General features: G+C 62.2%; 18 protein-coding genes. 13 read left to right on the forward strand and 5 right to left on the reverse strand.

Annotated features, from left to right (window positions below):
- Window positions 1-18 precede the first annotated feature (18 nt).
- The gene (locus MCB86_RS01575) at window positions 19-1,626 is read right to left on the reverse strand and encodes a carboxyl transferase domain-containing protein (RefSeq protein WP_045161931.1); all 1,608 of its coding nucleotides are present in this window, start codon (window positions 1,624-1,626) and stop codon (window positions 19-21) included.
- Between the two features lie 79 nt (window positions 1,627-1,705).
- Window positions 1,706-2,869, reverse strand: coding sequence for an isovaleryl-CoA dehydrogenase (locus MCB86_RS01580; protein ID WP_045161932.1), 1,164 nt, complete (start codon window positions 2,867-2,869; stop codon window positions 1,706-1,708).
- 244 nt (window positions 2,870-3,113) lie between these two features.
- On the opposite strand from MCB86_RS01580, the gene MCB86_RS01585 reads away from it, so the two are divergent.
- The 8 genes from MCB86_RS01585 (at window position 3,114) to MCB86_RS01620 (ending at window position 11,848) form a co-directional block, all read left to right on the forward strand.
- Entirely contained in the window at window positions 3,114-4,790 is a 1,677-nt protein-coding gene (locus MCB86_RS01585; RefSeq protein WP_045161933.1) for an AMP-binding protein, read from the forward strand.
- Between the two features lie 70 nt (window positions 4,791-4,860).
- The gene (locus MCB86_RS01590) at window positions 4,861-5,454 is read left to right on the forward strand and encodes a peroxidase-related enzyme (RefSeq protein ID WP_045161934.1); all 594 of its coding nucleotides are present in this window, start codon (window positions 4,861-4,863) and stop codon (window positions 5,452-5,454) included.
- A 103-nt stretch (window positions 5,455-5,557) separates the two neighbouring features.
- Window positions 5,558-6,823, forward strand: a complete 1,266-nt coding sequence (locus MCB86_RS01595) for an OprD family porin (protein ID WP_239609320.1) — start codon at window positions 5,558-5,560, stop codon at window positions 6,821-6,823.
- Window positions 6,824-7,068: 245 nt separating this feature from the next.
- A complete protein-coding gene (locus MCB86_RS01600; protein ID WP_239609321.1) occupies window positions 7,069-7,842 on the forward strand; it encodes an ABC transporter ATP-binding protein in 774 nt (257 codons plus the stop codon).
- A complete protein-coding gene (locus MCB86_RS01605) occupies window positions 7,839-8,555 on the forward strand; it encodes an ABC transporter ATP-binding protein (protein WP_239609323.1) in 717 nt (238 codons plus the stop codon). The genes MCB86_RS01600 and MCB86_RS01605 overlap by 4 nt, the downstream gene beginning before the upstream one ends.
- A 94-nt stretch (window positions 8,556-8,649) precedes the next feature.
- Entirely contained in the window at window positions 8,650-9,867 is a 1,218-nt protein-coding gene (locus tag MCB86_RS01610; protein WP_239609325.1) for an ABC transporter substrate-binding protein, read from the forward strand.
- Between the two features lie 80 nt (window positions 9,868-9,947).
- Window positions 9,948-10,835: a branched-chain amino acid ABC transporter permease gene (locus MCB86_RS01615; protein ID WP_239609327.1), complete on the forward strand. Its 888-nt coding sequence runs from the start codon at window positions 9,948-9,950 to the stop codon at window positions 10,833-10,835.
- Between the two features lie 2 nt (window positions 10,836-10,837).
- Window positions 10,838-11,848 (forward strand): branched-chain amino acid ABC transporter permease, encoded by a 1,011-nt coding sequence (locus tag MCB86_RS01620; RefSeq protein ID WP_045161940.1) that lies wholly within the window; start codon window positions 10,838-10,840, stop codon window positions 11,846-11,848.
- Between the two features lie 314 nt (window positions 11,849-12,162).
- Here the strand turns inward: MCB86_RS01620 and MCB86_RS01625 are convergent, their stop codons facing one another.
- Window positions 12,163-12,939: an enoyl-CoA hydratase gene (locus MCB86_RS01625; protein ID WP_239609329.1), complete on the reverse strand. Its 777-nt coding sequence runs from the start codon at window positions 12,937-12,939 to the stop codon at window positions 12,163-12,165.
- 174 nt (window positions 12,940-13,113) lie between these two features.
- On the opposite strand from MCB86_RS01625, the gene MCB86_RS01630 reads away from it, so the two are divergent.
- The 5 genes from MCB86_RS01630 to MCB86_RS01650 all read left to right on the forward strand — a co-directional run bounded on the left by MCB86_RS01630 (window position 13,114) and on the right by MCB86_RS01650 (window position 18,298).
- Window positions 13,114-14,004 (forward strand): LysR family transcriptional regulator, encoded by an 891-nt coding sequence (locus MCB86_RS01630; RefSeq protein ID WP_239609331.1) that lies wholly within the window; start codon window positions 13,114-13,116, stop codon window positions 14,002-14,004.
- Window positions 14,001-15,020 (forward strand): AraC family transcriptional regulator, encoded by a 1,020-nt coding sequence (locus MCB86_RS01635; protein WP_239609333.1) that lies wholly within the window; start codon window positions 14,001-14,003, stop codon window positions 15,018-15,020. The genes MCB86_RS01630 and MCB86_RS01635 overlap by 4 nt, the downstream gene beginning before the upstream one ends.
- Window positions 15,021-15,187: 167 nt before the next feature.
- Window positions 15,188-15,955, forward strand: coding sequence for an SDR family NAD(P)-dependent oxidoreductase (locus MCB86_RS01640; RefSeq protein ID WP_239609335.1), 768 nt, complete (start codon window positions 15,188-15,190; stop codon window positions 15,953-15,955).
- 12 nt (window positions 15,956-15,967) lie between these two features.
- Window positions 15,968-17,155, forward strand: a complete 1,188-nt coding sequence (locus MCB86_RS01645) for an acetyl-CoA C-acyltransferase (protein ID WP_239609337.1) — start codon at window positions 15,968-15,970, stop codon at window positions 17,153-17,155.
- A gap of 9 nt (window positions 17,156-17,164) precedes the next feature.
- Window positions 17,165-18,298, forward strand: coding sequence for an acyl-CoA dehydrogenase (locus tag MCB86_RS01650; protein WP_045161949.1), 1,134 nt, complete (start codon window positions 17,165-17,167; stop codon window positions 18,296-18,298).
- Window positions 18,299-18,479: 181 nt separating this feature from the next.
- On the opposite strand, the gene MCB86_RS01655 is transcribed toward MCB86_RS01650, so the two are convergent.
- Together MCB86_RS01655 and MCB86_RS01660 are read right to left on the reverse strand one after the other, a co-directional pair.
- A complete protein-coding gene (locus MCB86_RS01655; protein ID WP_239609339.1) occupies window positions 18,480-19,559 on the reverse strand; it encodes a CaiB/BaiF CoA-transferase family protein in 1,080 nt (359 codons plus the stop codon).
- A 96-nt stretch (window positions 19,560-19,655) separates the two neighbouring features.
- Entirely contained in the window at window positions 19,656-21,278 is a 1,623-nt protein-coding gene (locus MCB86_RS01660; RefSeq protein ID WP_239609478.1) for a long-chain fatty acid--CoA ligase, read from the reverse strand.
- Window positions 21,279-21,305: the final 27 nt, after the last annotated feature.

Consider the following 21,305-nt stretch of genomic DNA (forward strand, 5'->3'; position numbering starts at 1 on the left):
TGGGGGCGTGAGCGCCGCTCACATCCGGAATACGCCAAAGCGGGTCGGCTCGATCGGCGCGTTGAGACTGGCCGAGAGTGCCAGGCCCAACAGATCGCGTGTCTGCGCCGGGTCAATAACCCCGTCGTCCCATAGCCGGGCGCTGGAATAGTAGGGGTGTCCCTGGCGTTCGTACTGTTCGAGAATCGGCTGCTTGAGGTGGGCTTCGTCCTGCTCGGAAAACTCCTGTCCGCTGCGTTCAGCCTGCTCACGCTTGACCTGTACCAGTACGCCTGCAGCCTGTTCGCCACCCATCACGCCGATGCGCGCGTTGGGCCACATCCACAGGAAGCGCGGATCATAGGCGCGTCCGCACATGCCGTAATTGCCGGCGCCGAAGCTGCCGCCGATGACCACGGTGAATTTCGGCACCTGGGCGCAGGCCACCGCGGTGACCAGCTTGGCGCCGTGCTTGGCGATGCCGCCGGTCTCGTACTTCTGCCCGACCATGAAGCCTGTGATGTTCTGCAGGAACAGCAGCGGGATGCCGCGTTGACAGGCCAGCTCAATGAAGTGCGCACCTTTCTGCGCCGCTTCGGCAAAGAGGATGCCGTTGTTCGCCAGGATAGCGATGGGGTAGCCGTGTAGCGTGGCGAAGCCGCAGACCAAAGTGGTGCCGAACAGGGCCTTGAATTCATCGAACTCGCTGCCATCGACCAGCCGTGCGATCACCTCGCGCACGTCATAAGGCTGCTTGGCCTGGGCCGGGATCACCCCGTACAGCTCGTCGGCGGCGTACAGCGGCGCGCGTGGTTCGCGACTCTGCAGCTGGCCGAGCTTGCGCCAGTTGAGGTTGGCCACGCAGCGACGGGCGATAGCCAGTGCATGCTCGTCATTCTCGGCGTAATGGTCGGCCACACCGGACGTCTTGCAGTGCACGTCGGCGCCGCCCAGGTCTTCAGCGGTGACCACTTCGCCGGTGGCGGCTTTCACGAGGGGCGGGCCAGCGAGAAAGATCGTCGCCTGGTTGCGCACCATGACGGTTTCATCGGCCATCGCCGGCACGTACGCGCCGCCGGCGGTGCAGGAGCCCATCACCACGGCAAGCTGCGGAATGCCCATCGAGCTCATGTTGGCCTGGTTGAAGAAAATGCGGCCGAAGTGCTCGCGGTCCGGGAAAACCTCGTCCTGACGCGGCAGGTTGGCACCGCCCGAGTCCACCAGGTAGATGCAAGGCAAGCGGTTCTGTTGAGCGATGGCCTGGGCGCGCAGGTGTTTCTTCACGGTCAATGGGTAGTAGCTGCCGCCTTTTACCGTGGCGTCGTTGGCGATGACCATGCATTCGACGCCTTCGACGCGCCCGATGCCGGCGACCACGCCAGCGGCGGCAACGTCCTCGCCGTAAACCTCGTAAGCCGCCAGCGGCGCGACTTCGAGAAACGCCGAACCGGGGTCGAGGAGGGCATTGATGCGGTCGCGTACCAGCAACTTGCCGCGGGCGATGTGACGCTGCTGGGCCTTCTCGCCACCGCCTTCACTGACACGGCCGAGCAGGGTGCGGAGGCTTTCCACCTGCTCGAGCATAGCGTCGCGATTGGCGGCGAATTCGGGGGAGCGGGTGTTGATCTGGGTATTCAGGATAGCCATGCGGCTCACTCCGAATTGAATATCTTGCGTAGCGTGGGCCGAGCGACGTTCCGCTTCAGCCCACCGTTATTCGGCGAACTTATTTGGTTTCGTTGTACAGCTCGCGGCCGATCAGCATCCGGCGAATCTCACTGGTACCGGCGCCGATTTCGTAGAGTTTGGCGTCGCGCAGCAGTCGGCCAGTGGGAAATTCGTTGATGTAGCCGTTGCCGCCGAGGATCTGGATGGCCTGCAAGGCCATCTGCGTTGCCGCTTCGGCGGTGTAGAGGATCACTCCAGCGGCATCCTTGCGGGTGGTTTCACCGCGGTCGCAGGCCTGCGCCACGGTGTAGAGATAGGCGCGGCTGGCATTGAGCTGGGTGTACATGTCGGCCACCTTGCCCTGGATGAACTGAAATTCGCCGATGCTCTGGCCGAATTGCTTGCGGTCGTGGATATAGGGCACGACCACATCAAGGCAGGCCTGCATGATTCCGACCGGGCCGCCGGCCAGTACCACGCGTTCGTAGTCCAGCCCACTCATCAGTACCTTCACGCCGCCGTTCTCGACGCCCAGCACGTTCTCTTCCGGCACCTCGACGTCATCGAAGAACAGCTCGCAGGTGTTGGAGCCGCGCATGCCGAGCTTGTCGAACTTGTTCCCACGCGAGAATCCCTTCCAGTCACGCTCGACGATGAACGCAGTGATGCCGTGGGCGCCTCTGTCCAGGTCGGTCTTGGCATAGATCACGTAGGTGTTGGCGTCCGGGCCGTTGGTGATCCAGGTCTTGCTGCCATTGAGCACGAAGCGATCGCCCTTGCGGTCTGCACGCAGCTTCATCGAGACCACGTCGGAGCCGGCATTCGGCTCGCTCATCGCCAGGGCGCCGACGTGTTCGCCTGAAACGAGCTTGGGCAGGTACTTGGCCTTCTGCTCGGGTGTGCCGTTGCGGTTGATCTGGTTGACGCAGAGGTTCGAATGCGCACCGTACGAGAGTCCAACCGAAGCCGAGCCGCGGCTGATCTCCTCGATGGCAATGACGTGCGCCAGATAACCCATGCCAGCGCCGCCGAATTCCTCGTCTATGGTGATACCGAGCAGACCCATGTCGCCGAACTTGCGCCACATGTCACTGGGGAAGAGGTTGTCACGGTCGATGGCTTCGGCGCGGGGCGCCAGCTCGTCAGCCACGAAACCGCGCACCTGGTCGCGGAGCATGTCGACGGTTTCACCGAGGGCGAAGTTGAGGCCGGAGTAGTTCATGTGCCACCTGTTCTGTTTTGTAGTTGTTCTGGTTCGACTGCCGGACGTCGCGAAACGTTGATAACGCCTGTCGTCCGGCCTGTTCGCTCACCACGCTCCAACAGCGACTTTAGGTGTAGGGTGCGGTGGGTTGTCACGCTTGTTACCTTTACGTTAACGTAATCAAACGCCGGGATGACTGTCAACTCATCGATATCCCCGGACGGCAAGGCCTCATAACAAACATAAGACTGAGGAGTCCGACATGAGTCTTCCGAGTTACACCTGCGGTCCGCAGACCAAACCCCTGTTGGCGATGACCATCGGTGCGGCGTTCGATCGGGCAGTCGAGCGGTTCGCCGAGCGTGAGGCCCTGGTCGTTCGCCATCAGAACTTGCGCTACACCTGGGCCCAGCTGTCCGATGAGGTAGACCGCTGCGCAAGGGGACTGCTGGCGCTCGGTCTGCAGCCGGGCGAACGGGTGGGCATCTGGTCGCCGAACAATGCTCAGTGGTGCATCACCCAGTTCGCGACCGCCAAGATTGGTGTGGTCCTGGTGAACATCAACCCGGCCTATCGCCTCAACGAACTCGAGTATGCGCTCAAGCAGTCCGGCTGCCGTTGGCTGATCTGCGCCGATGCCTTCAAAACCTCCGATTACCACGCCATGCTCAACGAGTTGCTGCCGGAGCTGGAGCGATCGGCCGTTGGCGCCCTGCAAAGTCACATGCTCCCGGAGCTGCGCGGCGTGATCAGCCTGTGCGACACACCGGTGGACGGCATGCTGTTGTGGAAAGGGCTGATGGACATGGCCGATCAGGTCGGACCCGAGCAGCTGCGACTGTGCAGCGAGCAGCTGCAATTCGACGACCCGATCAACATCCAGTACACCTCGGGCACCACCGGTTTTCCGAAGGGCGCGACGCTCAGCCACTACAACATCCTCAACAACGGCTACATGGTCGGAGAGAGCCTCAAGCTGACCGAGCACGACCGGCTGGTGATTCCGGTGCCGCTGTATCACTGCTTCGGCATGGTCATGGGCAACCTGGGCTGCGTCACCCACGGCACCACCATGATCTATCCGAGCGCGGCATTCGAACCGCTAGCGGCGCTGCAGGCCGCGGCCGAAGAAAAAGCCACGGGGATGTACGGTGTGCCGACCATGTTCATCGCCATGCTTGACCACCCGGAACGCCCCTCACTGGATCTGAGCAGCTTACGCACCGGCATCATGGCTGGCTCGACCTGCCCGATCGAGGTGATGAAACGGGTCATCGACGACATGCACCTGGCCGAAATGCAGATCGCCTACGGCATGACCGAGACCAGCCCGGTGTCCACTCAAACCAGTGCCGACGATGACCTCGAGCGCCGCGTGACCAGCGTCGGGCGTACCCAGCCGCATCTGGAGAGCAAGGTGGTCGACGAGCACAACCGCATCGTCCCGCGCGGGCAGATCGGCGAGCTCTGCACCCGTGGCTACAGCGTGATGCTGGGCTACTGGAACAACCCGGAGGCCACCGCCGGTGCCATCGACGGCGCGCGCTGGATGCACACCGGCGACCTGGCGATCATGGACGACGAGGGCTATCTGAAGATCGTTGGGCGCAACAAGGACATGATCATTCGCGGCGGTGAGAACGTATATCCGCGCGAGATCGAAGAATTCCTCTTCACCCATCCGGCCGTGGCTGACGTGCAGGTGATCGGGGTGCCGGACAAGACCTACGGCGAAGAGATCGTCGCCTGGGTCAAGCTGCATCCCGGCCATGAGGCTACGGCGGACGATCTGCGCGCGTTCTGCAAGGGGCGCATCGCCCACTTCAAGACGCCGCGCCACATCAAGTTCGTCGACGAATTTCCCATGACCATCAGCGGCAAAGTCCAGAAATTCAAGATGCGCGAAGTCAGCGTCGCTGAGCTGGGCCTTGCTGAGTAACCAAGCAGCGGCGTGCCGGTCAGCAGCACCGGCCGCTCGCATTGTCGATCGCAACGATACGGAGCGCCACATGACTCAATCGATCAGTCGTTTCCCGCTCGTCGAGGATCTCGCCGCGCTGCCTGCGGATGTACGCGAGCGTATTCTCGCCGTGCAGGAGAAGGCAGGCTTCGTTCCTAACGTTTTCCTGATGCTGGCTCATCGGCCTGCTGAATTTCGCGCGTTCTTCGCGTACCACGATGCGCTGATGGAGCGCGAGTCCACCAGCCTGACCAAGGCCGAGAAAGAGATGATCGTGGTCGCGGTGAGCGCCGATCATGGCTGTCTGTATTGCGTGGTGGCCCATGGCGCGATCCTGCGCATCCTGGCCAAGGATCCTCTGATCGCCGATCAGGTCGCCGTCAACTATCGCACCGCGCCGATCAGCCAACGCCAGCGGGGCATGCTCGATTTCGCCCTGCACCTGGCTGCCAAGCGTGGCGTATTGGATGACGCTTGGCAGACACGACTGGAGAGTCTGGGCTTCACGCTGGACGACATCTGGGACATCGGCGCGATTGCCGCGCTGTTCGGTCTATCCAATCGTCTGGTGTCGATGGCGCGCACACCGCCCAACGACGAATTCTATTTGCTGGGCCGCGTGCCCAAGCCTGCCGCGAGCTGAGCGACAGCCCTGGATTTGCCGCATATGCGGTAGATACGAGCCCCGGCTGGAGCAGGTCGGGCTCACAGCTGCATCAACCAAGACAATAACAAGAGAGATGACTATGCAACTGAAACCCCTGAGCCGTTTTTTCATCCTAAGCAGCCTGACGGCATCCGCCCTGGGCGCCTCGACGATGGCTTCAGCCGCGTTTTTCGACGACAGCAAGGCGGCCGTCGAGCTTCGCAACTTCTATATGAACCGTGATTTCCGCGAAAGCGGTGCGAGCCAGTCCAAGGCCGACGAATGGGCTCAGGGCTTCATCATGAAAATCGAATCAGGCTACACGGACGGGCCGGTCGGCTTCGGCCTCGACGCCATCGGCCTGTTGGGCGTCAAGCTCGACTCCAGCCCTGATCGTTCCGGCACCGGCATTCTGCAGCGCGACCTGGAGACCAAGCGCGCCCAGGATGACTACGGCACCGCGGGGCTGACCGCCAAGGCGAAACTATCAAACACCACGCTGCACGTTGGCACCCTGCAGCCGATCATTCCGGTGCTGATGCGCAACGACAGCCGCCTGCTCCCCAACGTCTACCGCGGTGCCTGGCTGCAGAGCAAAGAAGTCCAAGGGCTGATCCTGGATGCGGGGCGGCTCGATCGCACCAGTTATCGCGACTCGTCCGATTACGAGGAGATGGCAGTATTCAATGGCGGCGCACGGAATATCCAGCTGGGTAGCACCAAGACCAGCGACGAGTTCCTGTTTGCTGGGGGCAAATATCAGTTCAGCCCCGAACTGACCGGCAGCTACTACTACGGCGGACTGGACGGCATCTACGACCAGCACAACATGCAGTTGGTCCATATCATGCCGCTGGGTGAGAACCAGAGCTTCAAAACCGATCTGCGCTACGTGCGCTCCACCGACGACGGCGGCAGCAACGTCGACAACAACGCGTTCGGCGCGCTGTTCACCTACCGGCTCGGCGGCCATGGCTTTACCGGTGGCTATCAGAAGATGAGCGGCGACACCGGCTTTGCATATGTCAGCGGTGGCGACAACATGCTGATCAACCTTTTGCAGATCAATGACTTCGGTAACGAAGATGAGAAATCATGGCAGGTTCGCTACGACTATGACTTCGCTGCCGTGGGCGTGCCAGGGTTGAGCCTGATGACTCGTTACGTGTCCGGTGACAACGTCAACCTGGCCGCCGGTGGGGAAGGCGAGGAGTGGGAGCGTGACACCGATATCGCCTACGTGGTGCAGAGTGGACCGCTGAAGAACTTTGGCATGAAAGTGCGCAACGCGACCGTGCGCAGCAACTTCGGCTCCGACCTGAACGAAACCCGTCTGATCCTCAGCTACACCCTGGCGCTCTGGTAACCGGAGAGCGCAACACCGCAACCCCTCCTCGTTGATCTTTGCCGGGCCGTTGTGGCCCGGTTTTTTAGGCTACCTTCAATGAGGAATTCCGTTCGGGCGGCCTCGAATCATTGACTCCAGAAGTCAATCGGCCGTTTGAAATTGCAGCTTGCCTCGAGTCGTAAGCGGTTGTTATCGTTTACGTAAAGGTCACGCAGCGACCTGCGCCATAACCAACAACAATAATCAAGGTTAGAGGGCATCCAATGGAACCAGAGTTCGTGCTGGAAACGCGCGGCCTGACCAAGGAATTTCGCGGCTTCACCGCAGTGGATTCCGTTGATCTGCGCGTACAGAAGGGACACATCCATGCACTGATCGGCCCCAACGGCGCCGGTAAGACCACGGTATTCAACCTCCTCACCAAATTTCTCACGCCCACTCGCGGCGACATTCTCTACCGCGGCAAACCGATCACCTCGATGAAAGCCAACGAGATTGCCCGGCTGGGCCTCGTGCGCTCATTTCAGATATCGGCGGTGTTCGGTCACATGACCGTGCTGGAGAACGTCCGTGTCGCGCTGCAGCAAAAGCTGGGCAATTCCTATCATTTCTGGAAATCCGAACGGATTCTGCGTGAACTGGACGACCGTGCTATGCAGCTGTTGGCGGACGTGGATCTGGAAACCTTTGCCCAGACGCTCGCCATCGAACTGCCTTACGGCCGCAAGCGGGCGCTCGAACTTGCAACCACGCTGGCGCTGGATCCGGTTGTGCTGCTACTCGACGAACCCACCCAGGGTATGGGGGGCGAAGACGTCGACATGGTCGTGGCGCTGGTACGGCGAGCCGCAGTGAATCGCACGGTGCTGATGGTCGAGCACAACCTCAGCGTGGTGAGTCGGCTTTGCGACCGCATCACGGTGCTGGCGCGCGGCGCGGTGCTGGCCGAGGGTGACTATGACACCGTCTCGGCCAATCCCCAGGTGCGCGAGGCCTACATGGGCAGCGAAGCCGCCGCAGAAGAGGTGCACCCATGACGCCCATGGCCGACCGCGACCAGCTGCGACTGGATGATCTGCATGCTTTCTATGGCGAGTCCCATATTCTTCACGGTGTCGATCTGGTCGTCGGGCGGGGCGAGCTCGTCACGCTGCTCGGCCGCAACGGTTCCGGTCGCAGCACGACGTTGCGCGCAATCATGAACATGGTCGGGCGACGCACCGGCTCCATCGTGATCAACGGCAACGAAACCATCGGCATGCCGGCCCACCAGGTTCCAAGGCTCGGCGTTGGCTACTGTCCCGAAGAACGAGGCATCTTCTCCAGCCTCAGTGTCGAGGAAAACCTGCTGCTGCCGCCCACTGTCCGCAGCGGTGGCATGGGGCTGGACGAACTCTACGAGATGTTCCCCAACCTGTATGAGCGCCGTTTCAGCCAGGGCACGCGATTGTCCGGCGGCGAGCAGCAGATGCTCGCCATGGCGCGCATTCTACGTACCGGCGCCAACCTGCTGCTGCTCGATGAGATTACCGAAGGCCTGGCCCCGGTGATCGTGCAGAAGCTCGGCGAAGTGCTGATCAAACTGAAGAAACGCGGGCTGACCATCGTGCTGGTGGAGCAGAACTTCCGCTTTGCCGCCCCTCTGGCCGATCGTCATTACGTGATGGAGCACGGCCGGATCATCGAAGAGATCAATGCTGCAGAACTGGATTCGAAAAAGGAGTTTTTGAATAGCTGTCTGGGGGTCTGACGGCCCTTTTCGTCAGGAAGTCCCGCCGGTTCGAAGTGCACGCCGGCCCATACACCAAGAGCCACAACAACAAAAACAAACACAGTGGGTGAATATGAAAACCATCAAGAAGACCGCAGCTGCCGTTCTGGTTTCCAGCATGATCGCCGGTGCCGCGCAGGCCGAAATCAGCAACGACGAAGTTCGCATCGGCTATCTCGCCGATATGTCCGGAACCTACCGTGATCTGTCCGGCCCGGGCGGCCTCGAAGCACTGCAAATGGCGATCGAAGACTTCGGCGGCACGGTCAATGGCAAGAAGATCGTGACCTTTAACGCTGATGACCTGAACAAGCCCGACGTGGGCGCCAACACCGTGCGGCAGTGGATCGACGAGCGCAATGTGGACATGGTGACCGGCATGGTGGCCAGCTCCGTAGTGCTGGCGGCGGCCAAGGTCGTGGAGCAGGGCGGCAAGCTGGCGCTGATTTCCGGCGCGGCCGCATCGAGCATTACCAACGAGTACTGCTCGCCCAGCCATATTCACTGGACCTACGATACCTTCGCGTTGGCCAACGGCACCGCTAATGCAGTGCTCAAGGATGGCGGCAAGAGCTGGTTCATCCTCACCGCCGACTATGCCTTCGGTCACGCCATGGAGGCCGATATCACCAAAGTCGTTGAGGCTGAGGGCGGGAGCGTGGTCGGCACCGTTCGCCATCCGTTCCCGAGCAGTGACTTCTCGTCCTACATCCTGCAGGCACAAGGGTCCGGCGCTGACGTGGTCGCCCTGGCAAACGCCGGCGCCGACACGGTGAACTCGCTCAAGACCGCCAGCGAGTTCGGTGTGACCCAGTCCGGTCAGAAACTTGCCGGGATGGTGGTGTTCCTTAACGACATCCACGCGATGGGGTTGGACGTAACCCAGGGCCTGATGCTGACCACCGGTTGGTACTGGGACATGAACGAGGAATCCCGCGCCTGGGCCAAGCGTTATTACGATCGCGTCGGGCGCATGCCGGGCATGGTGCCGGCCGGCATCTACTCGGCGACCATGCACTATCTCAACGCCGTGAAAGAAACCGGCAGTGATGATGCTCAAGTGGTTCGTGCGCAGATGGCCAAGACGCCGATCAATGACATGTTCGCCAAAAACGGCAGCATCCGCGAGGACGGACGCATGGTGCACGACATGTATCTGGTCAAGGTGAAAACCCCAGCCGAATCCAAGGGCGAGTGGGACCTTTACAAAATGGTCAGCACCATCCCTGGCGATGAAGCGTTCCGGCCTATAGGCGAAAGCCAGTGCCAGAAGATGGCGGCGAAGAACTGACTCGCCCGATCCGTGCCTTTACCTGGCCGGCTCTCGCCAGAGCGGCTGGGTACCCCGGAAAATTCCTTGGGTAGTGAATCATGACTCTCGTTTTCGGCGTCCCCCTGAGCGTTCTGTTCGGGCAGCTACTGCTCGGCCTGATCAACGGGTCGTTCTATGCGCTGCTGAGCCTTGGTCTGGCGATCATCTTCGGCCTGCTGCGCATCATCAACTTTGCCCACGGCGCGCAGTACATGCTCGGCGCCTTTGCGGCGTTTCTCGGGCTGAACTACCTGGGCATCAATTACTGGGCGGCACTGTTGCTATCGCCCTTGCTGGTCGGGCTGCTTGGCATCGGAATCGAGCGCGGCCTGCTGCGCCGCATCGCAGGGGAAGATCATCTGTACGGCCTGCTGCTGACCTTCGGCCTGGCGCTGATCGTCGAAGGCAGCTTCGTCAAACTGTTCGGCGTCTCGGGTTCATCCTATCCAATGCCGGACATGCTCAAGGGCGGGCATAACCTGGGCTTCATGTTCCTGCCGACCTACCGTGGCTGGGTCATTGTTGCAGCGCTGACGGTGTGCTTCGCCACTTGGTACATGATCGAGCGAACCCGGTTGGGCTCCTATCTGCGCGCTGGTACGGAAAACCCCAAGCTGATGCAGGCCTTCGGCATCAACGTACCGCTGTTGATCACCCTGACCTATGGGTACGGTGTGGCGCTTGCTGCCTTTGCCGGCGTGCTGGCTGCGCCGATCTACGCGGTGACGCCGGGCATGGGCTCGAATCTGTTGATTGTGGTGTTCGCCGTAGTAGTGATCGGTGGTATGGGTTCGATCATGGGCGCGATCATTACGGGGCTCGCCATGGGGCTGATCGAGGGACTGACCAAGGTGTTCTATCCCGAGGCGGCAAACACGGTGATTTTCGTGATCATGGTTCTGGTCCTGCTGGTTCGCCCCGCCGGCCTGTTTGGTAAGGAGACGTGAACATGTCGACTCAAGAAAGCGTTCAAGCGTCTCCGGTGGCCACGCGAGCCAACGCCGAACGCGAGCGCCGCCGTGCTGCGATGCGCCGCAAATACCTGTTCTACGTGGTGCTGTTGGGGCTGGCGCTGGTGGCGCCGATGATGGTTTACCCCGTGTTTCTGATGAAGCTGCTGTGCTTCGCGTTGTTCGCCTGCGCCTTCAATCTGCTTTTGGGCTATGCGGGCTTGCTGTCCTTCGGGCATGCGGCGTTCTTCGCCTGTGGCGGGTATATCACCGGCTACATGCTCAGCAGCTACAGCGGCCTGAGCACCGAGCTGGGTATTCTCGCCGGCACGCTGGCATCGACAATATTGGGGCTGATCTTCGGACTGCTGGCTATCCGTAGGCAGGGCATCTATTTCGCGATGATCACCCTGGCGTTGGCGCAGATGGCCTTCTTCGTCTTCGTGCAGGCACCGTTCACAGGCGGCGAAAACGGTATGCAGGGCGTGCCGCGCGGGTTCTTGCTGGGCCTGTTCGACATGCAGAACAACATGGCGCTGTACTACTTCGTGCTAACGGTGTTCGTGTTCGGTTTCGCCATCATTCAGCGCACCATTCACTCACCATACGGCCAGGTGCTCAAGGCTATTCGCGAAAACGAACCCCGGGCGATATCGCTCGGCTACAACGTCGATGCGCACAAGTTGCTGGCATTCGTCATCTCTGCGGCGTTGACCGGCCTGGCCGGCTCGACCAAGACTGTGGTGTTCCAGCTCGCCTCGTTGACCGATGCGCACTGGCACATGTCCGGCGAAGTGATCCTGATGACCTTGCTGGGCGGCGTCGGCACTATTCTCGGTCCGATCGTGGGTGCGACGGTGGTGGTGACTTTGCAGAGCTCGCTATCCAACGGGCCGCTGGGCGAGTGGGTGCATGTGATTCTGGGCGTGATTTTCGTGCTCTGCGTGCTGCTGTTCCGCTCCGGCATCGTGGGTTGGCTGGAGCGGCTGATCAAACGCAATTTCAAGTAAAAGGCGACCGGAAGCGGAGACAGGAGGCGTCCGGGTCCCCAGGCAGGACCGATCGCACAGCAGTAGCTCGCCAATGGTAGGAGAGTTACCCGGGTGAAGCGGCCAGGGTTGGGCGGTCCGGTGGGCATTCGCTGCGGGGCGCGCCTCTCACGAAAGCGGGCCGGTGTGGGTGCCAAAGCCGCGGTGAGCAAGCGCACGCCAATCGGGCAGGTCCCGCATGCGACGTTCGGTAGATACGGTCTGTGGGGAGCCCCGCCCCCGGGGCGAAGCTGTCTAGCGGTGAGATAGCCCTGCAGTCGCGCAGGCCTTGTTGCTCAGGCGTTTTTCCAGCTCGGGCGGCGTTTTTCCAGGAAGGCATTGACGCCTTCCTTCTGATCCTTGGTATCGAACAGTTCCGCGAACAGTTCACGCTCGGAGGCCCAGCCATCGGCGTGGGTCTCGTTGCGTGCATTCATCACCAGGCGCTTGCAGCGGCTGATGGAGGACGGGCTCTGTGCGCTGACGCCTGCTGCGAGCTTGAGCGCAGCCTCGAGCGATTGTCCGCGTGGGACGACTTCCTCGACCAGGCCAATCTTCTCGGCCCGCTGTGCATCGATGCGCTCGCCACAGAGAATCATGCGCTTGGCCCAGCCTTCGCCCACCAGCCAGGGCAGGTTCTGGGTGCCACCAGCGCAGGGCAGCAGGCCGACGCTCGCTTCGGGAAGCGCCATTTGCGCCTGTTCCTCTGCGATGCGGATGTCGCAGGCCAGCGCGCATTCCAGGCCGCCACCCATGGCGTACCCGTTGATCGCCGCGATGGAAACGCCGCGAAAACGCGTCAGCGCATTGAAGGCATGGCCGAAGCGCTCGGCTACTTCGCGGGCGCTGGCCTTGTCGCCGTCGGCGAATTGCTTGAGGTCGGCACCGGCCGAGAAGAACTTTTCACCCTGGCCAGTGATGACCAGCGCATACACGTTCGGATCGTCGTTGAGCTGACCGATCAGTTGTTCCAGCAAGGCCAGCGACTCGCGGTCCCAAGTATTGGCCGGCGGGTTGGCGATGGTCAGCAGGGCGGTGTGGTCGCGTATCTCGAGCTGGATCTTCTGGCTCATGTCGGTTCCTTCTCGTTGGAATGATGTGCACGTCGTAAGGCGAGCAGGGTTCGATGAACGAGCCTAGCAGTGTAAAAATAGTAAACACATGCGACTAAATGCAGATGTATTCTGTTTTTTTGCACAGCCGGCCCTGTTGGCGTGCGCGATGACCTCACGGATCTGGAGCCTACGGTGGATTGGGACAACCTGCGTTTCTTTCTCGAACTGTCGCGCGCGGGCAAGTTGACGGTGGCGGCGCGGCGCCTGGCGGTCGATCACACCACGGTCGCGCGCCGGGTGCAGGCACTGGAAAAGGCGCTGGACAGGCAGCTGTTCATCCGCGCCAAGGCGGGCTATCGGTTGTCCGAAGCCGGTCGTGAATTACTCACCCAAGCCGAGGCGATGGAGAGCGCCATTACCTCCATCGAACAGCCGAGCCTGACGGCTGACAAACTCTCCGGTCAGGTCCGCATCGGCGCGACCGAGGGCTATGGCACGCTGATGCTGGCCGGACAACTGGCCACGCTCACCCGCGACTACCCGCACCTCGGCGTGGATCTGCTGGCCGTTCCGCGCTCGGTGCGTCTGGCGCGCCATGAAGCGGACATCGTCATCACGCTGGAACGGCCGGAACGTGGCCCCTACGTGATCACCAAGCTGACCGACTACGTGTTGCGGCTCTACGCGTCGGAGGCCTATCTCGCTCAACATCCGCCCATCCGCAGCCGTGAAGATCTGAGCCACCACGTGTTCGTCAGCTATATCGAGGACCTGCTTTACAGCAAGGAGCTGTTCTTCCTCGACGAGATCGTTCGCCCCCGTCAGCATTCGCTGCGCAGTACCAGCATTCTTGCGCAGCAGGAAGCCGTCGCCGCCGGGGCCGGGCTTGCGATACTGCCCGCATTCTCCGCACGCAAGGAGCCGTTGCTCAAGGAGGTGCTGGTCGACGAAATCGAGTTCACCCGTACGTTCTGGATGCTGATGCCCGTGGAAAACAAGGACCTGGCGAGGATGCGCGTGTGCTGGGATTTTCTCCGCGCCGTCGCCGCCAGCAGCCAGGACCAGATGATGGGGCGCGCATGATCCGCGAGGACAAGGGCACCATTTCGGTCCGGTTGGTGCACGAGGCACTGCTGGCCTTTACCACGCCGGTGCTGCCTGCTCAGGCCCTGCTGGATAACCTCGGACTTTCGCCAATCGCGCTCGACGACTCGGAGGCGCGGGTCGATGTGACTGAGTACAGCAAGCTCTGGCGGCGACTGGCACGGCATTTCGACGATGAATTTTTCGGCATGGATGCGCGGCGAATGCGAGTCGGCAGCTTCGCCTTCGTCTGCCGCGCAGCGATGGCGCAGCCGACCTTGGACAGTGCGATGCAAGTGGCGCTGGACTTCTTCGGGTTAACCTTCGAAGCCTTCCGCGGCGAACTGAACCGTAGCGAAAGTCTGGCCGAGATCGTGCTGCTGGAGCGCGATACGTCGCCACGACGGGCATTTACCTACTTCACCTTCTGGATGTTGCTGCATGGGCTGGCGTGCTGGCTGGTCGGGCGGCGCATTCCGTTGCTGGCGGTGGAGCTGCGCTGCGACGAGCCTGACTACAGCGATGACTATCGTGTGATGTTTTCGGACAACCTGCGGTTTTCGCGTTCCACCACGCGCCTTATATTCGCCGCCGAGGTGCTGGGCCTGCCCGTTCGCCGTAGTGAGTCCGAACTGCATGGCTTCCTGGCCCAGGCGCCAGCGAACATTCTGGTCCGGTATCGTGATGACACCAGTCTGGCCAGCCGCATCAAGGCGAAATTGCGCGGGCTGCCGGCCGAGCAATGGCCGACCAGCCACCTGCTGGCTCAAGAACTGTGCGTTTCGCCGTCGACCCTGCGCCGTCGGCTGGCCGAAGCCGGGCTGCCGTACCAGACCATCAAGGACTTGGTGCGGCAGGAAATAGCGACCTTGTGGCTAGCCGATGCCGCCATCACCTATGGCGAAATCGCCGATCGCCTCGGCTTTGCCGATGTCAGCTCCTTCTACAAGGCGTTCCGCAAATGGACCGGGACCAACCCCGGCCAGTACCGCCGACTGATTCTGGGTACGGTCTAGACTTCAGTCAGGTCAGATTGGCCAAAACGGTCAGCCAGATTGAGAAGAACGACCATTGTCCGCACCGATCGGGCTGATGAAGATGCCGCCAAGGGGATCGCTTGGGCGCCGGCCTTGACCATAGGTGCCTGCGGCGGCGATCTCGGACGCTTTCGAGAGGTTGTGCTGTGGACATTCAAGACAAGGTTTTCCTGATCACCGGAGGCGCCTCCGGGCTGGGCGCGGCGGCTGCCGAAATACTGCTGCTGGCCGGTGCGAAAGTCGTGCTGGCGGACATCAATACCAAGCTGCTGAACGAGCGCTGCGAGACGTTGGGCGCCAATGTCCTGGGTGTGATCACCAACGTATGTGACGAAGCTGCGGCGCAGGGGGCTGTGAATGAGGCGGTGGAGCGGTTCGGCGCGCTGCACGGGCTGGTCAACTGCGCCGGCGTTGCCAGCGGCGAAAGAATACTCGGTCGTCAGGGGCCGCATGGTCTGGACAGTTTCGGCAAGGTCATCGGCCTCAACCTGATCGGTACTTTCAACATGCTGCGCCTGGCTGCCGAGGCCATTGCCAGGAATGAACCGGACGCCGAGGGCAATCGCGGCGTGATCATCAATACGGCCTCCGTCGCGGCCTACGACGGCCAGATCGGCCAGGCTGCCTATGCGGCCTCCAAGGGTGGTGTGGTCGCGATGACGCTACCGGCCGCACGTGAATTGGCACGCCACGGCATTCGGGTCATGACCATCGCTCCCGGCGTGTTCGAGACGCCGATGATGGCCGGCATGACTCAGGAAGTGCGCGACTCACTGGCCGCAGGCGTGCCGTTCCCTCCGCGGCTGGGTCGCGCGCCGGAATACGCAGCGTTGGTACGCCATATCATCGAAAACGACATGCTCAACGGTGAAGTGATCCGCCTCGACGGTGCGCTGCGCATGGCCGCGAAATAATCGGAGACAGCAATGAACAACGATCCAATCGTGATTCTGGGCTCGGCCCGCACGCCCATGGGCGGTTTCCAGGGCGATCTGAAAAGCCTCAGCGCGCCGGAGCTGGGCGCGGCGGCGATTCGCGCTGCAGTGGAGCGCAGCGGTGTTTTAGCCGAACAGGTGCAGGAGGTGCTGATGGGCTGCGTGCTACCAGCCGGCCTCGGCCAGGCACCGGCACGTCAAGCCGCGCTTGGCGCCGGGTTAGGCAAGGCAACCGCTTCCACCACGCTGAACAAAATGTGCGGCTCGGGCATGCAGGCGGCGATCCTCGCCCATGACGCGCTGCGCGCTGGCAGCGTCGACCTGATCGTTGCCGGTGGCATGGAAAGCATGTCCAACGCGCCGTACCTGCTGGAAAAGGCCCGCGGCGGCTACCGCATGGGCCACGGCAAGGTGCTTGACCACATGTTCCTCGACGGCCTCGAGGACGCCTACGACAAGGGCCGCTTGATGGGTACCTTTGCCGAGGACTGCGCGCAGAATCATGGTTTCAGCCGTGAGGAGCAGGATGCCTACGCGGTGACCTCACTGCAGCGGGCGCGCGATGCCATTACCGCTGGCCGTTTCGCCAGTGAAATCGTCCCGCTGGAGGTCACGCAGGGTCGTGAGCAGCGCACCGTGCGCGATGACGAACAGCCGCCCAAGGCAATGCCGGAGAAGATTCCGTCTCTCAAGCCGGCGTTTCGCGAGGGCGGCACTGTTACCGCAGCCAACTCCTCCTCGATTTCCGATGGCGCCGCCGCGCTGGTGCTGACGCGACGCTCCCGGGCCGAAAAGCTCGGCCTGAAGCCGCAAGCGGTGATCCATGGCCACGCGGTATTCGCCGATGCGCCCAACCTGTTCCCGACCGCGCCCATCGGTGCCATCCACAAGCTGCTGGAGCGCACCGGCTGGCGTCTCGACGAGGTGGATCTGTTCGAGATCAATGAGGCCTTCGCCGTAGTCAGCATGGTCACCATGCGCGAGCTCGGTCTGGATCACGCCAAGGTCAACGTCAACGGCGGCGCCTGCGCGCTTGGCCACCCGATCGGTGCATCCGGTGCGCGCATTCTCGTCACGCTGCTCGCCGCGCTGCGCGACCGTGGGCTGCGCAAGGGCATTGCGGCCATCTGCATCGGCGGTGGCGAAGCGACCGCCATGGCCGTCGAACTACTCGACTGAGGAATTGCCATGCTGCTCAATGATGACCAGACCAGTATTCGCGACATGGCTCGACAATTCGCCCAGGAACGGCTGAAACCCTTCGCCGCCGACTGGGACCGCGAGCATCGTTACCCGGCCGAGGCGATTGCCGAGATGGCTGAGCTCGGCTTCTTCGGCATGCTCTGCCCGGAACAGTGGGGCGGCAGCGACACCGGGTATATCGCCTATGCGCTGGCACTCGAAGAGATCGCGGCTGGAGACGGCGCCTGCTCGACCATCATGAGCGTGCACAACTCGGTCGGATGCGTGCCGATCCTGCGCTTTGGAAATGATGAACAGAAACAGCGCTACCTCACGCCGTTGGCCAGCGGTTCGCAGATCGGTGCCTTCGCCCTCACCGAGCCCCATGCCGGCTCCGATGCGAGCAGCTTGCGCACCCGCGCCCGACGTGACGGCGATGGTTACGTTATCAACGGCGCCAAGCAGTTCATCACTTCGGGCCAACACGCCGGCACGGTAATTGTCTTCGCCGTGACCGACCCGGACGCCGGCAAGCGTGGCATCAGCGCCTTCATCGTGCCGACCGACACACCGGGTTATCACGTGGTACGGATCGAGGACAAGCTCGGCCAGCACGCCTCCGACACTTGCCAACTGGCGTTCGAAGAGATGCGCGTGCATGAGTCGCAGCGCTTGGGCGAGGAGGGCGAGGGCTACCGCATCGCACTGGCGAATCTGGAAGGTGGCCGCATCGGCATTGCCGCCCAGGCCGTGGGAATGGCCCGAGCGGCCTTCGAAGCCGCGCGCGATTACGCGCGCGAGCGTGAGGCGTTCGGAAAAGCCCTTACCGAACACCAGGCCGTCGCCTTTCGCCTGGCCGACATGGCCACCCAAATCACCGTCGCTCGGCAGATGGTGCTGCACGCTGCCGCACTGCGCGAGGCCGGCCAGCCTGCACTGGTCGAAGCCTCCATGGCCAAGCTGTTTGCCTCGGAAATGGCGGAGAAGGTTTGCTCGGCAGCGATCCAGACGCTAGGTGGTTATGGGTATCTGCAGGACTTCCCGGTGGAACGCATCTACCGCGACGTACGTGTCTGCCAGATTTACGAAGGCACCAGCGATATTCAGCGATTGGTAATTGCGCGCAACTTGGGGGAGTGAATCCTCTGTTCGATATTGATGCGCAAGCGTTTGGCTCCGGGTAGGCTGAAACCCACCACAATGGGGCGCAACCATGGCCCTGGTGGGCTGACGCTCACCTACGGGGCTAAATCCCAGGCTGCGTCGATATTCCAGATGACACTGGCTTGCGAAGCGGAAGGGTGATGACCTGACCTCTCGTTCAATCCCAGCCTTTCGTGTCCTCTGCCGAGTCCCTGATTGCCCCCGGCGTTCGCGAAAAGCGCGGGGCGGGTGCGGCGTGGAGGTCGCCGTCGATGTCGCGGTACACGCCGCGTTCTCGCATGTGCGGGTGCTGCGCGGCTTCTTCCAACGTGAGTACCGGCGCGAAGCAGGCATCGGTGCCTTCGAGCAGCGCGCACCAGTCGGCTTGGTTCCGGCTGGCAAACAGTGTGGCGAGTTGCTCGCTCTGTTCCTGCCAGCGGTCCGGGTCGGTACAGCCTTGGCGCAGGCTCTCCGGCGCTTCGATGCGCTGCATCAGCTCGGAGAAAAACTGCGGCTCCAATGGCCCAACGGCAATGTCGCGACCATCAGCACAGGTGTAGCAGCGGTAGTGCGGGGCGGCACCGGAGAGCAGGTTGCGGTCTCGCTCCAGGGAGATGGCGCCGCTGGGCAGGAGCCCGGCGAAAAAGGTCATCATGGACGACACACCATCGACGATGGCGGCGTCGACCACTTGCCCCTTTCCCGAACGATCCCGCTCCCAGAGGGCAGCCATGATGCCGAATGCGAGATACAGCGAGCCTCCGCCGAAATCGCCAACGAGATTCACCGGTGGGATCGCCGGACCTTCGCGGCCGCCGATGGCAGCCAGCGCGCCAGTGATCGCCAAGTAATTGATATCATGGCCGGCGCTCTTGGCCAGTGGTCCGGTCTGGCCCCAACCGGTCATTCGGCCATAGACCAAGCGCGGGTTGCGCTCGTGCATCTGCTCCGGCCCAAGGCCCAGTCGCTCCATCACCCCGGGGCGAAAACCTTCGATCAACACGTCCGCGTTTTCGGCCAAGGTCAGGCATCGTTCGCGCCCTGTGTCCGTACGGACGTCGAGTGTGATTCGCTTGCGGCCGCGATCCGCCACCGGATTGGGCCAGCCGTTGCCGCCTTCACGCTCAATGCGGATAACCTCGGCACCGAGATCGGCCAGTAGCATTGCGCAGTGCGGGCCGGGGCCGATGCTGGCGAATTCGAGCACCCGAAGGCCGAGCAGGGGACCTTGGCGGGGTTGTGATTGGTCTATCGACATCGGTAGCTCCCGAGGCTTAGCGCATCGAACGGGCAGATGGCTCGGCGAAGCGAGATCCAACTGTGGTGGTCGTAGGATGGGCGCAACCCTGGCGGTTTAGCTGCCCACCGCGCTCATCTCAAGCAGGTGGTTGCGGTAGCGGTCGCGCAGGGTCTTCTTGTCGATCTTGCCAGTGGCGGTTAGCGGAACGCTGTCGAAAATCACCGCGTCGGGCATCCACCATTTGACGATCTGCGGTTCCAGATAGGCGAGAATGGCTTCAGCGCACACTTCAGCGTCATCGTGGGCTTCGATGATGAGAATCGGGCGCTCCTCCCATTTTTCGTGGGTCACACCAACCACCGCCGCGATTCGCACGCCGGGGCAGGCCACGGCGATGTTTTCGATATCGATGGAGCTGATCCATTCGCCGCCGGACTTGATCACGTCCTTACTGCGATCGGTGATGCGCATGTAGCCGTTGGGGTCGATGGTGGCGATGTCACCGGTGTCGAACCAGCCATCCTGGTCCAGTGCGCTGGAGTCGCTGCGGAAGTAGCGCTCGACCGTCCAGGGGCCGCGCACCAGCAGCGCGCCGGAGCTGGTGCCATCGCGGGGCAGCTCATTGCCTCTTTCGTCAACGATCTTGAGCTCGATGCCAAATTGCAGCCTGCCCTGGCGGGTCCAGATGGCCTCGTTGGTGGCCGCTTCGCCCTGGGCGGCCAACTTGGGCGTCGGGGTGGCGACCACGCCGAGCGGGCTGGTTTCGGTCATGCCCCAGAGCTGGCGGACACTGACGCCATAGCGGGTCTCGAACTTCTCGGCCAGCACCCTGGGTACCGCCGAGCCGGCAATGACCAGGCACTTGAGCTGGCCGGTGCCCTCGCCGGTGCGTTCCAGATAATTGAGGTACATGGTCCAGATGGTCGGCACACCGCCGGAAAAGGTCACGCCTTCGTTCTGGATCAGCTCCTGCAGGCTGGCTCCATCCATCTTGTCGCACGGCAGGACGAACTTGCAGCCGTTTATCGCCGCGGTGAAGGGCACGCCCCACGCGGTCGCGTGATAGAGCGAGGAGCAGGGCATGATGCAGTCGAACGCCGAGAAGCCGAAGGCGCCGGTGAGTCCCGCGGCCATGGCATGCAGGACGACGGAGCGGTGGCTATACACCACACCCTTCGGATGACCGGTGGTGCCAGAGGTGTAGCAAAGCATGGCGCCGGCATTCTCGTCGAACTGCGGCCAATCGGTGATCGGTTCTTCTTGGGCAATCAGGGTCTCGTAGCTCTGCGCACCTACTTCGCCGGGTTCGGTGCGTTGGGCATCCGACAGCATGATGAAGGTATGGATGTGCTCCAGCCGTGGCCGAACGCGTTCGACCACGGAGAGAAAGCTGCGATCGAACAGCAACACGCCACTGCCGGCGTGATTCAACGTGTAGATGATCTGGTCATCCGACAGCCGCGGATTCGCGGTGTGGAGCACGGCGCCGATGCCCGGTACGGCAAAGAACAGCTCGAAGTGACGATGCGTATTCCAGGCCATGGACGAGACCAGGTCGCCGGCTTTGACGCCCAGACTGCGCAGCATCGAGGCCGCCTGGCCTGCGCGTTTCGCCAGCCCGGCATAGTCATAACGCCAGAGAGGTTCGTCTACCAGCCGCGAGACGATTTCCCGATCGCCATGGGCGAGGGCGGCGTGGGTCAGGATGCCGCTGATCATCAGCGGGGTCTGCTGCATCGTACCTTTGAGCATCTTCGTATCCTT

This window comes from Pseudomonas sp. KSR10 (assembly GCF_022355455.1).
Classification (GTDB): Bacteria; Pseudomonadota; Gammaproteobacteria; order Pseudomonadales; family Pseudomonadaceae; genus Stutzerimonas; species Stutzerimonas stutzeri_E.

Excerpts from the sequence above, each read along its gene's own strand:
- MCB86_RS01575 (WP_045161931.1), bottom strand. The coding sequence starts at position 1,626 with ATGGCTATCCTGAATACCCAGATCAACACCCGCTCCCCCGAATTCGCC.
- MCB86_RS01580 (WP_045161932.1), bottom strand. The coding sequence starts at position 2,869 with ATGAACTACTCCGGCCTCAACTTCGCCCTCGGTGAAACCGTCGACATG.
- MCB86_RS01585 (WP_045161933.1), top strand. The coding sequence starts at position 3,114 with ATGAGTCTTCCGAGTTACACCTGCGGTCCGCAGACCAAACCCCTGTTG.
- MCB86_RS01590 (WP_045161934.1), top strand. The coding sequence starts at position 4,861 with ATGACTCAATCGATCAGTCGTTTCCCGCTCGTCGAGGATCTCGCCGCG.
- MCB86_RS01595 (WP_239609320.1), top strand. The coding sequence starts at position 5,558 with ATGCAACTGAAACCCCTGAGCCGTTTTTTCATCCTAAGCAGCCTGACG.
- MCB86_RS01600 (WP_239609321.1), top strand. The coding sequence starts at position 7,069 with ATGGAACCAGAGTTCGTGCTGGAAACGCGCGGCCTGACCAAGGAATTT.
- MCB86_RS01605 (WP_239609323.1), top strand. The coding sequence starts at position 7,839 with ATGACGCCCATGGCCGACCGCGACCAGCTGCGACTGGATGATCTGCAT.
- MCB86_RS01610 (WP_239609325.1), top strand. The coding sequence starts at position 8,650 with ATGAAAACCATCAAGAAGACCGCAGCTGCCGTTCTGGTTTCCAGCATG.
- MCB86_RS01615 (WP_239609327.1), top strand. The coding sequence starts at position 9,948 with ATGACTCTCGTTTTCGGCGTCCCCCTGAGCGTTCTGTTCGGGCAGCTA.
- MCB86_RS01620 (WP_045161940.1), top strand. The coding sequence starts at position 10,838 with ATGTCGACTCAAGAAAGCGTTCAAGCGTCTCCGGTGGCCACGCGAGCC.
- MCB86_RS01625 (WP_239609329.1), bottom strand. The coding sequence starts at position 12,939 with ATGAGCCAGAAGATCCAGCTCGAGATACGCGACCACACCGCCCTGCTG.
- MCB86_RS01635 (WP_239609333.1), top strand. The coding sequence starts at position 14,001 with ATGATCCGCGAGGACAAGGGCACCATTTCGGTCCGGTTGGTGCACGAG.
- MCB86_RS01645 (WP_239609337.1), top strand. The coding sequence starts at position 15,968 with ATGAACAACGATCCAATCGTGATTCTGGGCTCGGCCCGCACGCCCATG.
- MCB86_RS01650 (WP_045161949.1), top strand. The coding sequence starts at position 17,165 with ATGCTGCTCAATGATGACCAGACCAGTATTCGCGACATGGCTCGACAA.
- MCB86_RS01655 (WP_239609339.1), bottom strand. The coding sequence starts at position 19,559 with ATGTCGATAGACCAATCACAACCCCGCCAAGGTCCCCTGCTCGGCCTT.
- MCB86_RS01660 (WP_239609478.1), bottom strand. The coding sequence starts at position 21,278 with ATGCAGCAGACCCCGCTGATGATCAGCGGCATCCTGACCCACGCCGCC.